Annotated in this window: 11 protein-coding genes; 5 read left to right on the top strand and 6 right to left on the bottom strand. The window is 42.1% G+C overall.

Translation table 11 applies throughout. The features are described from left to right. Window positions 1–3: 3 nt before the first annotated feature. Window positions 4–3,087 (bottom strand): SusC/RagA family TonB-linked outer membrane protein, encoded by a 3,084-nt coding sequence (locus ACO06Y_RS18385; protein ID WP_422080491.1) that lies wholly within the window; start codon window positions 3,085–3,087, stop codon window positions 4–6. A 236-nt stretch (window positions 3,088–3,323) separates the two neighbouring features. Beyond that, a complete protein-coding gene (locus ACO06Y_RS18380; RefSeq protein WP_422080489.1) occupies window positions 3,324–4,364 on the bottom strand; it encodes a substrate-binding domain-containing protein in 1,041 nt (346 codons plus the stop codon). A gap of 547 nt (window positions 4,365–4,911) precedes the next feature. Between ACO06Y_RS18380 and ACO06Y_RS18375 the strand changes: the two genes are divergently transcribed. From ACO06Y_RS18375 to ACO06Y_RS18355, 5 genes are all read left to right on the top strand, one after another. Further along, a complete protein-coding gene (locus ACO06Y_RS18375) occupies window positions 4,912–5,121 on the top strand; it encodes a class I lanthipeptide (RefSeq protein WP_422080487.1) in 210 nt (69 codons plus the stop codon). A gap of 467 nt (window positions 5,122–5,588) precedes the next feature. After that, window positions 5,589–5,777, top strand: a complete 189-nt coding sequence (locus ACO06Y_RS18370) for a class I lanthipeptide (protein ID WP_422080485.1) — start codon at window positions 5,589–5,591, stop codon at window positions 5,775–5,777. Between the two features lie 226 nt (window positions 5,778–6,003). Next, complete coding sequence (locus tag ACO06Y_RS18365; protein WP_422080483.1) at window positions 6,004–7,209, top strand: lanthionine synthetase C family protein; 1,206 nt, start codon at window positions 6,004–6,006, stop codon at window positions 7,207–7,209. Between the two features lie 7 nt (window positions 7,210–7,216). Further along, entirely contained in the window at window positions 7,217–9,502 is a 2,286-nt protein-coding gene (locus ACO06Y_RS18360) for a lantibiotic dehydratase family protein (RefSeq protein ID WP_422080481.1), read from the top strand. Continuing rightward, window positions 9,447–10,361 (top strand): thiopeptide-type bacteriocin biosynthesis protein, encoded by a 915-nt coding sequence (locus ACO06Y_RS18355; RefSeq protein ID WP_422080479.1) that lies wholly within the window; start codon window positions 9,447–9,449, stop codon window positions 10,359–10,361. The genes ACO06Y_RS18360 and ACO06Y_RS18355 overlap by 56 nt, the downstream gene beginning before the upstream one ends. Window positions 10,362–10,457: 96 nt before the next feature. Here the strand turns inward: ACO06Y_RS18355 and ACO06Y_RS18350 are convergent, their stop codons facing one another. The 4 genes from ACO06Y_RS18350 to ACO06Y_RS18335 form a co-directional block, all read right to left on the bottom strand. Then, window positions 10,458–11,915, bottom strand: coding sequence for a neutral/alkaline non-lysosomal ceramidase N-terminal domain-containing protein (locus ACO06Y_RS18350; protein WP_422080477.1), 1,458 nt, complete (start codon window positions 11,913–11,915; stop codon window positions 10,458–10,460). Continuing rightward, on the bottom strand, window positions 11,912–13,030 hold the full coding sequence (locus ACO06Y_RS18345) for a dipeptidase (protein WP_422080475.1): 1,119 nt from the start codon (window positions 13,028–13,030) through the stop codon (window positions 11,912–11,914). Before ACO06Y_RS18345 ends, ACO06Y_RS18350 begins: the two co-directional genes overlap by 4 nt. After that, window positions 13,027–14,013: a 3-hydroxyacyl-CoA dehydrogenase family protein gene (locus ACO06Y_RS18340; RefSeq protein WP_422080473.1), complete on the bottom strand. Its 987-nt coding sequence runs from the start codon at window positions 14,011–14,013 to the stop codon at window positions 13,027–13,029. Before ACO06Y_RS18340 ends, ACO06Y_RS18345 begins: the two co-directional genes overlap by 4 nt. Window positions 14,014–14,079: 66 nt before the next feature. Then, a complete protein-coding gene (locus ACO06Y_RS18335) occupies window positions 14,080–15,396 on the bottom strand; it encodes an aspartate aminotransferase family protein (RefSeq protein ID WP_422080471.1) in 1,317 nt (438 codons plus the stop codon). Window position 15,397 lies beyond the last annotated feature (1 nt).

Here is a 15,397-nt window from a genome sequence, read left to right as displayed (position 1 = left end):
TTTTTAAAATCCAAGTTGTAGGTTAAATCCGATAGTCCTGGATGACGGTTGTGCAAAGGATTCAAAACCATCCGTACTGGCCTCTTCATTATTCGCGGTAGATGGGTTTCTTGTCGCTGTGGTAACTATTTCCGGGTCTACATTGGCCTTATTGGAAAAGAAGAATAGATTTCGCCCTACCAAGGATATCTTCGCCCTTCGTAAAAAGGTCTTGTCCAGAAGTTTTTTGTTAAAGGTATACCCCAAGGTCATTTCACGCATACGGACATTGGAAGCATCCTGTGCAAAAGCCTCACCTATTGGGGCGTTCCTACCACCAATAGAATTCCAGAATACTTCGGGGTCTACCGCGATATCATTCGGGGCTCCATCCGACGCCCTAACTGCGGTAAGACCGGAAAATACATCCTGGCCAAAAACTACACCGTTTTCCCTGCCTATCGCGGTTTTTGCCAAGGCTCCGTCACCGGAGAGGTTGGCATCGGTGAAGGAAACCAGGGAACCTCCCTGTCTGATATCGATAAGGAAACTGAAATCTATGTTCTTATAGCTAAAACTGTTTCCGATACCGCCGAGCCAATCCGGGTTAAAGTTTCCAATGATCACTGTGGCACCTCCGGTGGTTATGGGGAGACCGTTATCATCCACCAATGCTCTTCCTTGATCATCCCTTTCCCAACCTCTGGAGTATACATTTCCCCAAGTATCGCCTACGTCCAATCGGAACCTTCTAATGAAATCACCACCAAAGTCCAAGGTTTCCAAATCATCGTTCAATGCTATTACCTCACCCACGTTCCTGGTAAAGTTGGCCGTGATATTCCAGTTGAAATCCGCGGTACGAACCGGATTGGCCGTCAATATAACCTCAACCCCTCGGTTTTCAACATCACCACCATTGACAAATCTATTACTTACACCGGAAGCGAAGGGTACATTTTGACGGAATAACTGATCAACACTGTTGGTTTTATAATAAGTAAAGTCAATCCCCAAACGATTATCTAACAAACGTAGATCAAATCCAGCTTCCAAAGATCTGGTCTGTTCCGGGCGAAGATTTTCGTTGGGTAGTGTATCGTCCGTATCAATAAAACCACCGGCCTCTATAGCGGCATTACGTTGAATGGCATATGGATCGGTATCGTTACCTACCTCTGCGTAGGAGCCCCTAACCTTAAGGAACGAGATAAAACTAGGCAAGGTCACCAAATCGGATATTGCGGCGCTCACACCTGCCGAGTAATAGTCAAAACGATTATTGTCCAAAGGTAGCGTGGAACTCCAATCACTACGATACGTTAGATCTAAAAACAAGGCATCTTTATAGGATACTTGTCCTAAAGTATACAATGATTGTACATTTAGATCGGTAAAGTCTTCCGTTACCAGAAGTTGTTGGGCATTGGCAATCGTAAAAATATTGGGGGCGTTCAGTCCACGGTTATCGGTATTGGTCCTTTCCGTAGTATTTTGCCGGTCGTTACCACCCAAACTAATGTTAAAGGCAAAATCCTCATTAATTTCCTTATTGTAACTCAATAAGAAATCCGTATTCCACTCCGTGTATCTGTTATATCCCTTTTCATAGTCCCCATTTTGCGCTATGATATAGGTATCATTGGCAAAGGTGGCAATATCCGCAGAGCTTTGCTGATCCACTGCCGTACGTACCAATAGACTTAAATTGGGCAATATGTTATAGGTAAGGGAAGCATACCCGATAACCCTGTTAACTTCTCTTTCCCTTAGGTTCCTATTGATAGTCCAATACGGATTGGCCCCCCCGTTATCCAAGGGTTTCCAATAATTTTGACGAAGTGCACCCGTACCTTCCTCTATATACTCAAATACCTCGGCATCCTGTGTTCGAATACTCCTGGGCAAACGATAGGCGTGACGCAACGGGTTGGCGAAATTTTCACCTGTCCGCAATTCGTTATCAATATCGGAACGGATATAGTTGATCCGTGAACTTAGCTGTAGCTTATCATCAAGGAACGAATTGTCCACCTTAACACTAACATTATGCCTGGAGAGCTCGTTGCCTGGAACAATACCCTTGCGATCATCGTGGGTATAGTTAAAAAATGTCCTGGTCTTTTCGCCTCCGGACGTAATGGATAGGGTATTGGTAATACTTATTCCTGTCTGGAAAAAGTCATTGACGTTGTCCGATTGGGGACTGTAGGGGATAGGCTGGTTGATGTCCGGGCTGGGAGACCAGTTTACCTGCTCGCTTGCCGAATCAAAACGAGGCCCCCAAGAATTTACCGAACTCGCGATATAATTCCCGCCACTACCTTGGCCATACTCGTTTTGGAAATCAAAAAGGACATTAGCAAGTTCAGTGGTTACCGTAGCGGCATAATCAACTGTAGTTCTTCCGCTTACCCCGGATTTGGTAGTTACTATAATAGCTCCATTGTTCGCCCTGGCGCCATAAATCGCCGCGGCATTTGCACCCTTCAAAACACTTATAGAGGCAATGTCGTCAGGTGAAAGGTTGCTGATATCGCCTCCCAATGGAACACCATCCACTATATATAATACCTGGCTACTACCGGCAAACGAACGGTTACCCCGTAAAACTACTTTTGAGGAACCGCTTACCCCGGTACCCGCTCTTTGAATTGAGAGCCCGGCTACCTTACCTTGTAAAGAGTTGACTAGGTTTTGTTCCGGTCTGGCCTCATCGATAGCATCGATTTCAACGTTTTGTGTGGCATAGGTCAAGGATTTTTTCTGTCGTTTTAGACCCAATGCCGTTACCACGACCTCGTCTAATTGGTTTTCATCAATGACCATTTGAACATCAACGGTATTGGAAGCACCAACAGTGATACTTTGGGTTCTCATTCCTATGTAAGAAAAAACCAAAACATTTCCTTCGGCGACCTCTATAGTATAGTTACCGTCAAAATCAGTTTGTGTCCCATTCGTGGTTCCCTGAACCAGGACGTTTACCCCGGGCAAAGGTGACCCATCGGCGGCATCGGTTACCGTTCCTGAAACGGTTTTGTTCTGTGCAAGTAGAGGATATGTCCCTAATACCAGCACCAGAAATACAATCAATTTTCTAGTCATAATGTTAGTTTTTTGATAATGTAGTTAGTTTAACATTTTATTATAATATGTGAATTTAAACTATTTTTTCTATAAAACAAGTTGTCCAAGAAAAAATGTGCTCGAACACACCGCCGAAAATTCTCGTTAAACCGGCTTTGAAACCAGAGTATATAAGTGAAACGATTTGCATTGGATTTATTCGTTAAATATATTTTTTGGAATGCAAGAAGAGGCATTACAGTATACCTAACCTATCAATTTATATAGTATTTTACGTTTTCCGCAGTTACAATATCTATCGGCAACAATTCCTGAGAGGGCATTTCTTTTTCAAATAGAAAATATTCTGCCAAATATCCCACCCCAAGATAGGCTTGCCTTTTAGGTTTTTGATGAATAAGAAAATCTATCTTTCCTTTGCGAAGATGCTTCAAGTTTTGTTCCAAAAGATCGTATCCGACCATTGTGAAATTTCTCCCATCGGTCCTAAGAAACTCTATTAGCAAATGAGCTTTGGAATTGGTCACAAAAAAGCCGGTTATCCATGGGTGGCTTTCCAAGAATAAGGTAAACCCGGTTTTGAAGCGATCCGGATCGTCCGTTTTAAGATTATAGGTAATTATCTTTTTCGTATTGCGTTTTTTCTCCTTGAAGTAATCCCTGAAGCCGATTTCCTTTTGCCGCATATGCAGTTCCTCGTCAATATGCATAATGGCAATATGCGTGTCCCTGGCGGTGACCTTGTCAATTAGGTTCGCAGCTACCCTGCCACTTTGGACCAAATCCTGGCCAATAAAATTTTCTATACTTAAAGAATCGATATGATTGTTAAAAGATGCCAGGAATATTCCTTTTTGCCTACAGTTCTGAAATACCTTGAGCGATTCCCTGTGAAAAATCGGAACCATCAACAGGGCATCGGGGTTAGAATCGATTGCGACATTTGACTGCTCCACAAAATGAGTCGTCTTATTCGGGTGATATGGATATTCCTCCACTGCCACTCCAAAAGGGCCAAATTCCTTTGCCGCAATACGAACGCCTTCCATGGCCGGAAGCCAATACGGGTCTATTTCAAAGTCAGGTATTAGTACGCAAATTTTGTAGGTCTTGTTGATTTTAAGGTTCCGTGCTATGGGATTGGGCCTGTAATCGATTTTTTTTAATACCCGATCCACTCTTTGATAGGCATCCTTGGAAACCCGACCGCGTTTGTGAAGTACCCTATCAACAGTACCCTTGGAGACCCCTGCGAACTGGGCGATATCCTTAATGGTATATTTTTTTTTATTCATAGTGACAACAGATGGAATCTAAATTCAGAATGATAAATATAGTGCATATTTGGAAGGAGCAGATGAAACCCTTGAATGTAGTATCCCCTGATGGCGAAAAAAAGGAAGTGACGAGAGCTTGATAAAAATTTATCGTAATGGCCCAATATTAGAAAAGCCATTGGGGAGAAAAGGGGAAACCTTTGAAGAAGTGACTAGCCCAAAATTAACTATACCGAACTATGGAAAAAAGATTTCCAAACGGTTTTCGATATAAACTAATAGGAATGCATCAAAGTGAGGAGTAAAAATGATTTCAATCTCAATACGATTTTGTTGGTAGAGCGGTACGCCCTCGCAATTTGCCAAAATAATACAACCTCAATGAGTATTGGCCATTTTTCCAAGGCTTGTTCAAAGTTTTTGAACGATTCACAACGAAACAGGTTCTGTCCGAATTGGCGAATATGAAGTATGAAACAAATTAAATAATTAACAAAAAAGACAAATTAGGTTTGTAACTTTTTTCTTACTTTAGTAGTAAGTATTAACCTTTAATAAACTTGTCATGAAAAAAACAAAGTTTTCAGGGAAACTTTCCCTAAGCAAAAAACGGATTTCCAGTTTGAATTCACAAGCGATTACTGGAGGAGCGGGGGTATGTCCAAGTTCCTTCTGTCCCACTAGTAATGTGAATAGTTGTTCCTGGAATTGTCCAACAGAAACTACAAATGCCGATTGTACATCGGGGACTTCGGCAGCGATATCTTGTTGTTAACGAGGATTATCATTTCGAATCTTAACCATCAGTTGTATCTCTTCTGGTGGTTTTTCTTTTGTGATTTTAAAACAGACATAACCCTAAACAAAAGCATAACGGATCATATAATATGGGATTTTTTGATGGAAAATTCGAAACAAATCAACACTATTGTCAAACGACTTTACCGTACATAAAAATATACAGGGAGTAGGGGTATTAAAGTTATATTCAGTTGTTCCGTAGGTTGTCCGATCGGAACTACCAATGGTAATTGTACCTCAGGGACTTTGGTTGATAATTCCTGTTGCTAGGGACAGATGGATAGGAGTTTTGGTTTGCCCATCCGTTTATACCTTTATTGATGTTTTTTTCATGGCAAGTAGTTTGGCTTTTCAGGAAACGTTACTTTTTTAACAGATTAGAATCTTTATTTTATAAATATTTTCTTACATTTAATAAGTATTAATCTTTAAATATTTATCATGAAAAAAGCAAAGTTTTCAGGGAAGCTTTCCCTAAGCAAAAAGAAGATTTCCAATTTGACCTCACAATCGATTACTGGTGGAGCCTTGGCCACTGGATACGGCCTTACTTGTACTGATGGTTGCCCTACCGACACCACTAATGGGAATTGTACTTCGGGGGCTTCGGTTGTTATCTCCTGTTGCTAAAAATAATTTTAAAGAATTAACTTCTTTCACTTAACCATCAGTCACAAACTTTTACTGATGGTTTTTCTATTGTGCCTCTATGAAAACTTCAACGAAAGGTTTAAGTTTTAGGATTTTCATGGTATGCGATCGACTTTGATTCTTGGTCAAAATTAAAATTCGCTATGCTAAACCCTAAAATCGTGGTATACGGGACAGTGTATTTTTTGGAACAAAAAATTGTGCTATGGACAAAAAGAAATTAGAAGAAAATCTAAAGGAAATCGATACTAGTATTAGACGGCATTATCTAGAGGAAGAAAACGTGGGGGTTCTTGTAGGATTATCCGGTGTTTCCTTATTTCAATTTTACTACTCCAAGTATCTGGATGTCAACTCCAATGCCGATTTCGGTGTGGAAATACTTTCCAATGTAATCGAAAAAGTAGATCAGGGTTATGGCTATCCTACATTTTGTGATGGAATTGCTGGTGCCGGATGGGTTTTGGACCATTTGGAAAGGGCAAATCTCATGGAAGTCGAAACGGACAGTCTTTTATCGCAATTGGACAAGTATCTGCATGCAGCCATGCTCTCCGATATGAAAAATGGAAATTATGATTTTTTGCACGGGGCGACCGGTTATGCGCTGTATTTTCTGAATCGATATAAAAGCACGAAATCGGGAAAACTAAAAAAAAGATATAAAACCTATCTTTTGGAGTTTATCTCTTTTCTGGACGAATTGTCAGAAAAGGATAGGGATACCAACTTAAAGTGGATTTCCGTACATCCACGTAGCCAAGAAAAAAGCTATAATCTTGGTTTGTCCCATGGAATTTCGGGTATTGTTGGGATTTTGGTCAAATTATCACACCATGAAGAGTTTAAATTGATTGCCAAAACTATGCTTAGGGGAGCCGTTGGTTATATCATCGGTTTTAAAAAGGAAAATAGCTCATTCTCCCTTTTTCCAAATCATGTACAGGTCAACGGGGAAACCGGCGGTAATAGCAGATTGGGATGGTGTTATGGAGAATTGGGTATTGGATTACAATTGTTCTACGCCTCAAAGGTTTTGAGAGATGAAGAACTGCAAAAAGAATCGCTCTCTATTCTTAAACACGCCGCAAAGCGAACCTCACCGGATAGGAGCTTGGTCAAGGATGCCATAGTTTGCCATGGGTCATACGGAATTGCCCAGATCTTTTCCCGGATTTATAAAGAAACTAAAATTCCAGTGTTTAGGGAGGCCCTGGAATTCTGGATTCAGGACGGAATAAACAAAGCGATACATGAAGACGGTTATGCCGGTTATAAGCAATGGAGGGACGTAAATGAATGGATAGTAGGGATTTCCCTGTTGGAAGGAATTTCGGGAATGGGATTGGTCATCATTGATTATTTGGCGGATTTTGAAACTACCTGGGATGAGTGTTTAATGATAAGTTGACCCCAATATGGCCGAAAGTAACCCCTATAAAAGCTTTTACAACTATGTGTTGCGGACTCCTTTATTGTCCATGGATTGGTATAAGGCCCTAACCTCAAAAAAAACCATCTCCGATGAGACTTTTAAAGAGGCCTTCCACGACCCTATAATCAAGGAGGCCCTATTCCTGGCATCACCTTCACTATCCACGGAAATTGCCAGATGGGTGGATGGGGAACTAACGGACAAAAAAAAGATAGAGAAACTCAAATTTTCCATGCTCAAATATCTTACAAGAATGTCCTCAAGGTGTACGCCGTTCGGTCTGTTTGCCGGATGTTCCGTAGGAAGGTTTGATACCCAAACGGATATTGTCTTAAAAGAGGTGTATAAAAACCGCAGGCATACAAGATTGGACATGAACTATCTGGTAGCACTTTCACAGGATTTAGTGAAAAGGCCCGAAATAAAGCATCAACTTCTTTTTTTTCCCAATACCAGTATTTATAAAGCTGGAAAACAGTTGCGGTATGTAGAATATGAATACATCAACAGTAAAAGATACCACAACGTTGTAGCCGTAGATGATACGGAGTATCTTGATATTGTACTGGCCAAAGCGGACAAAGGTGCATTGCTTCTCGATTTGGCCAATGTTTTGGTAAGTGATGAAATTACCATCCAAGAAGCATCTTCCTATATAGAAGAACTGGTAGACAGTCAATTACTGATCAGCGAGTTGGAACCTTCCGTTTCCGGACCTGAGTTTTTAACACAGATTTGTTCCGTACTCGAAAAGCTGGATAATGCCAAAGATGTATTGTGTGCATTGCAGGGGGCGGAAAAAAGGATGCTCCTTATTGATTCTACCATGGGCAATGATCCGGATGAATATCTTAACCTAACAAAATCCTTAAAGGAATTGGGGACGGATTTTGATATTAAGTTTATGTTCCAGACCGATGTGGCATTGGGCATTAAGGCCAATACCCTAAACGAAAGTGTAATCAATGATGTAAAAAAAGGACTTATTCTTCTCAATAGGATTTCAATACCCCCGCAAGAGACGTTTCTTTCCAAATTCAAGGAAGCTTTCTATGAAAGATATGAAGAACGTGAAGTTCCTTTGGCGGCCGCCCTTGATGTAGAAGTAGGTTTGGGATATGTCCAAAACCAAGGCTCGGGGGACATAAATCCATTGGTAGATGGAATTGTTCTTCCCGAAAGGGACTCCAGACAATCGATTGTTGACATAAAATGGACCGTCATAAATTCCATATTTCAGAAGAAACTCAACAAGGCCTTTAGGGAAAATGCATATACCATTACATTGGATGACATGGATTTCCAGGAGTATGAGGTCAATTGGGATGATTTACCGGATACAATGTCCTGTATGTTGGAAATTGTTCTTGAAAACGGGAGGCAAAAAATTAAGTTCAGCGGTGGCGGGGGCTCTAGTGCGGCCAACCTTTTGGGTCGTTTTTGTCATGGGGACAAGGAACTTTATGATTACACCACGGAAATAATCCAAGTGGAAACCAAGATAAATGAGGATAAAATTCTAGCGGAAATCGTGCATCTACCCGAATCAAGGGTAGGTAACATTTTAATGCGTCCCGATTTCCGCGAGTATGAAATCCCGTATTTGGCCAAGTCCGTGAAATCAAAAGCATTTCAATTAATGCTCGACGATTTGATGATCTCCATTAAAAACAATACAATACTACTGAGGTCAAAAAAATACAAAAAGCAGGTAATTCCACATTTGACCAACGCCCATAATTATTCCCGGAATTCCCTTCCTATTTATCATTTTTTGGCGGATCTACAAACCCAGGGAACTAGGGGCGGGGTAGGGATTAACCTAAGTCCATTTGCCGAAAACTATGAGTTTCTTCCAAGAATCGAATACCATAACCTGATTTTACAGGACGCTACATGGCACTTGCGGAAAAATCATATCACGGCACTTTTAAAAATAAGGGACAACGATGAGCAATTATCCAGGGAAGTAGCCTCTTTTAGGGAAACCCTAAAAATCCCGCAATTAGCTATGCTCGCCGATGGGGATAACGAATTATTGGTGAATTTTCAAAATCTGACCTCCGTTAGGATGTTCTTGGATACCGTAGAGAAAAGAACGGATTTTAAGCTCACCGAATTCTTGTTTGCGGAGGAGGGAATCGTAAAACACAAAACGGAATATTATACCAATCAAGTAATCGTATCATTTTTTAATGAAGAAAAATTGGGTTATGACATCAATAGCGATAAACCAAAAAAAGATACAGAGAAATTACATATTGGGTGACAGTTGGTTGTACTATAAGATTTATACGGGCCACAAGACATCGGATGTAGTTCTTATCGAAATCATTAAACCTGTTGTTGAAAAACTAAAGGGGGAGGGCGTTATCAACAAATGGTTTTTTATAAGATATTCGGATACAAGACACCACATCAGAGTCCGTTTGCATTATTCAAATACCGAGAGGGTTGGGGAGATCATAAATGGACTTTATCCACCTTTAAAGCAGTTTATGGATCAAGACCTTATTTGGAAAATTCAACTGGACACTTATCAAAGGGAAATTGAACGTTATGGTGAGCATACCATGGAATTGTCGGAAGTTTTTTTCTATTACGATAGCAAAATGATAGTTGATTTTTTGGACTTGATAGAAGGAGAAGAGGGAGAGATGATCCGTTGGTTGTTCTCACTCCGTGCCATGGACTCACACCTCAATGATTTTTGTTATTCGGACGATGATAAGCTGCGGCTCATGGATCGATTGAAAACCGGATTTGGAAATGAATTCGGAATGTCCCGACCTTTAAAAAAGCAGCTCGACTCAAAATATCGGGAAGAGCGAAAAAAAATTGAGGAATTCATGGTTTTTAATGTTGCCGATAAACCGGATTATGCCCCAATATTGGACTGTATCGGCATTAAGGAAAAAGAGGTCGGCCCCATTGCTTCACAAATTCTAAATCTCTTTGAAAACGGAACTATGGAAATAAGGCTTGATGATTTAATGGCGAGCTACCTCCATATGCATATGAATCGCCTGTTCAAGTCAAAAAATCGCTTGCACGAATTGGTTTGCTACGACTTTTTACATCGCTATTACAAGTCCATGATCGCGCGTAAAAAATACCAAAAGGGCTAATGTACCACTTGCCCGAAGTTTTCAGGGCCATTTAGAGTACGTTTCAGGGCAATTGGATATTCGATGGTAACTTTTTCGTTTCCAAACATTTCTCGCTCAAGACCCATACATCCTTTTTAGTTGGTTTACGGCGGATTCCGTCAATTTTTCCCCGGCGCCTATGTCATAGGAAGTTGTGCCCGGTGTGGTCTCATAACCTGTTATCATAGGTAAAAAACCTTCAGGGCCTTGACTAAAGGAAACCTTTGTAGGGAAATATTTGTAGTTGCCGTTGGCCAAACCGACGACAATTGTATTTTTATAGGGAGAGTTCTTTTTTATGTATATACCAAACTCATTGAACATTTCACCCGGTAATGCTACTATGGCCACCTCGCCTACTTGCATGACCATGACTTCAAGTTCGTCAATTTCATTTTGAACATCGTACATCTCCAACCACCATTTGGCATAGAGTTCGTTGGGAATTCCATCCGGTTGCAGCTCTGGCATACCTTCCTTTTCCACGCGCTTCATTACTTTTTTTGCCCACTCATATTGCTCGTAGGTAATGGTCATTTTTTTCAGGGGAACCTGCTCCCTTGAAACCTTGACACTGCCATTCCCCGAAACCGGTTCGGCATTTCCCATGGCCTCCATAGCGGCCACACCCAATAAGTACCCGATACGTTGACATTCCTGATAGGTGTCCAAAAACCCTACCTTATGATCTACCTGGGTAACATTGCCGTTTGGGGCGTTCAAAAAAAGCACACCAAAATCCTTTCCCTTGACTTTTTGTATAGACTCGGTGAGATAGCCTGGATAATCCGCGGAATAAAGCCAATTATTTCCGGTAAGTGTAGTTGGATGGCATCCAAAATTGACGATACCATGTACCACCTCCCCATCTTGCTCTATACTTAAGGTAATAACTTCGGGATCCTTTCCGCCCAACGCCGCTTCAATATAACCGGGTTCAAATTTCTCCCAGACCATATGGGTAGTACCATCTATCGCCTTTAATCGTCTGTTATGGGAAATACGCGCTTCATTGGAGCGACCTACCAAAAGTTGGGCAGGTGCCAAATTCTTGTTGGCCTCATGAATTGCGTTCGCTGCTTTTTGAAGGTATTCCCTGGCCTCCGGTGAGTCCAGCTCCGACTCCGGTCCACTATGGGTATGCGTGGCGTGGATCATGATATTTTCGGCCTTAATGTCGGAATTTGAAGCTATATGTTCGCGCATCATGTCCACGGACTCCTTGGGGATATAACAGATGTCCACGGAGAGGATGGCAATTTTTTCCCCGTTACTTCCTTTCGCAACCACGGCCTTGCCATATAATGAGTCGTGAATCCCGCGAGAAGCGTAATCATTGCCCCGATAATTGCCTACCAAATTTAGGCCTACACGGGGTGTATAGTTTACTTCTGCATAACCAATTTGCAAACCGGGGTTTTTGGAATCTTTAGTGTTAGTCATAGTTTCACAGGATAAAAGTAAAAAGGTGCCCATAAAAAGGGCTAATGTGGCTTTCCGGAGTAATGCCGGGCTGTACGTTCGTATTTTCATTTTAGGACAGTATTTAGGATTCGCAACCAATTTTTATACATGATGTTTTCGATATCCATTTCAGTATACCCTCTCCTCGAAAGAATACCTTCAAATTTGTGTAGATCCGCTATGGAGTTCATATCACAGGGTGTTTGTTCCAACCCGAATAGGCCATCGAGATCGGTTCCAAACCCAATATGCTGGCAATCTCCAGCTATTTGACAGATATGGTCAAAATGATTCACGAGGCGTTCCATATCAATGCCGAGTTGCTTGGGGTCATCTATGTTCATCCTAAAATTAGGGTGTAACATCCAAGCGTCCAAAGAACCTCCGATAATACCATCCCTTTCAAGAACACATTTGATCTGGTCATCCGTATATTGACGTTCTCCAGGCACCAAAACCCTACAATTTTGGTGACTTGCAATTACCTGGCCTTGAAAAATATCCAATGCCTCGTAAAAACCCCTATCGGTTTGGTGCGTGAGGTCTAACATCAGGTTAAGTGTGTTCATCTCTTTTAATAGTTCTTTCCCCAGGGAAGTAAGTCCGCTACCATCAGAATGGGTACCTGCCGCATATCTTCCCGGACCAAAATGCGATATGCCTATGGAACGCAATCCTTGTTCGTGATAGCGATATAGGTAATCTAGGTTTACAATGGAATCCGCACCTTCCAGCGCAAGAAGATAGCCAATGGGCCTTTTTGGTTTATCAAGATTTTCATCCTTCCATAGGTCCAGATGTTTCTCTAAGTCTTTTTGGCTTTTGATTTGGGTCATTTCCCCCAACTCCTCCATTTCCCGATACCAGGCCAATTGGCATTGTGCATGGGCATAGGCCTGTTGCGGTGAATGCCACCCCGGCAACGCCATGGTATCCAAGGGGTCACCCACTTCTGAAAAACGGGAAATCATTGTGGTGATGACTATGCCGATATTGCCCTGGCGAAGTTCGGGCAGGGCCACGGTACCTTTTCCCCGATCTTGAAAATCCGTCCATCCGAGATCTTTCTCCTTTTTTCGGATGGCCTCAACCTTTTGTGTAAGGTCTCGGTTCATGGACATGGCATTGGTGGCTAGATCCAAATGACCGTCTATGATAAAAGGGAATTTGGATTTGGAACTCATTTCTTTGTTTTAAGGGATGAAATATCCTTTGTTTTATCCGTATATGTTGAGGACAAACGATTAATGTCGAATTTAAATTTCTCAAAAGTGCTCTCCCATGCTTTGGCCTCTTCCGAAGTATATTCATAAAACCCCTTTCCATTAAAAATTCCGTTACCGCCTTCTTTGGCGATTTCATTGATCAGTTTGGGCACCGTGGTTTGATTGCTGAGTTCGGGAAAAAGATCTTTCATTACGGAATGGTAGGCCTGTAGTCCCGTTAGGTCCATATAACGAAAAAGCCCACAGAAGGTCATCCAATGACCGCCATCGTTCTTACAGGCACGGTCTACATCCTCTATGGTGGCGTATCCATTTTCCACTAAATGGAACGCTTCACGGTACATGGCGTACATTATCCGATTGGTAATGAATCCGCGAATGTCCTTGCGCACCAAAGTAGGTTCCTTCCCCCATTTTTTGGTAACGGCATACAGTTGTTCACCTACTTCCAACGGGCTTTTTTCACCACAAACAATTTCCAAAAATTTTGAGGTATACGCCGGTTCTGCCCAATGCATCCCAAAAAAACGTTCCGGGACCTTGAGACAATTTTGCAACATACTTATGGGCATAGCCGAAGTGTTGGTGGCAATAATCACTTCATCCGGAACACTGGATTCTATTTTCCCATAGACCTCCTGCTTTATCTTTAAATCTTCCAGGACACATTCCATGACCAGCCAACAGGGTTTTAGGTCTGTATAATCCGAGGTGAACTTTATTTTTTTAAATAAATCTCCAGCCGGAACCGTACTAAGCCCTTCCCTATAACATTCCTCCAAGGCACGCAATATGCGATTCGGTGTATTTTGGTCGGTGTTGGAGGGTATAGGTTCCAATGCGATTACTTTTTGACCGTTTATTAACAAGGCTGTAGCTATGCTGGTTCCCATTAGGCCAAGGCCAACGATACCTACTTTGGCATTCGTATTTAACTCCATACTATCCAAATTAAACGAGGGCTTGTCATTTTCCCAACAATATATCGGAATGCTTTCGCCTTGTTGTTATTTAAGTTCCGCTAATACTTCTTTTGCCACTTTTATGGCATGTTCAATGTGCTCCTGTCGATGTACGGCCGATATGTACCACAACCCCCTTCCTATGACCCGTACGCCCCTCTGCTGTAGGCCATTTACAAACATTTTGGACTTTGGCTGCTCGTACGTCCCGAGTTCCCTAAATTCCTTGATTTTGTCCATGTTCGTAAAACCGGTATGGAACATTGGGCCCAACCCTTGAACCAACAAGTTTTGCCCAGTTTCTTGAGCTGCTCCTCTAAGCCCCTCCATTAATTGAAGACCAAGACTGTAAATACGTTCATAAGTACCTTCTTGTTCCAAAATTTCAATAGTTGCCAACGCGGCCGCAACAAGCGGACAAGCCGAGTTCATAGTACCTGCATGGATAACTTTTCCCTCCGCAACCAAGTGCATCCATTCCTTTTTACCGACTACCGCCGAAATAGGATAACCACTGGCCAAGGCCTTGGCAAAAATGGATAGGTCCGGAGTTACGCCGAAAAATCTTTGGGCGCCGCCCAGTCCCGTACGAAAACCCGTAATCACTTCATCAAAGATCAAGGCCGAGCCATAGTGATCGCACAATTCCCTCAGACCTTCCAAAAAGCCTTCCTCCGGAAGTATGCAGCCACTATTGCACATGATAGGCTCCGTAATTATGGCTGCAATAGTATCATGATGTATTTCTAGGGTCTTTTTCACCAATTCCAAATCGTTCCAGGGCAACAGTATGAATTCATCTAGAGCCCCTTCCGCAATACCCGAAGTCCAGGCCAATGGGATAGGATTAGGGCGAGACCCCATTTTTTCCCTATCCAAGGTGAGGCCCCAGGAAACATTATCCAACCATCCGTGGTAATGTCCTTCAAAACGAATGAATTTGTTGCGTCCGGTCTTTGCACGTGCCACGCGGAAAGCGGTTTGTATCGCAGTGGAACCATCCAGGCAAAAACGAATTAATTCGGCAGATGGAATATGTGCATTCAATTTTTCGGCCAACTCAATTTCCAATACATGCTGACCTGCATAAAGCTGTCCTTTTTCACTATATTCCCTAACGCGTTTTGCTATATGCGGATGGGAATGGCCCACTATCATCGGACCTTGACTTAGGGTAAAATCAAGATACTGGTTTCCGTCTACATCGTATAGGTAAACACCTTCTGCACGGTCGTAAAACAAAGCGTGAGGATGATTGAACTTCCGGAATTCGGAAGAAACACCGCCCGCCAAAACTTTTTTAGATCGCTCTAGCAGTTCGGCGGACTTGGCATGGTTTAATTTGATATCCGATCCTCTCATC

Source organism: Ulvibacterium sp. (assembly GCF_965228935.1).
In the GTDB taxonomy this organism is placed as follows: Bacteria; Bacteroidota; Bacteroidia; order Flavobacteriales; family Flavobacteriaceae; genus Ulvibacterium.
The sequence above is the reverse complement of the archived record's forward strand: the minus strand, read 5'-3'. Positions and strand labels throughout refer to the sequence as shown.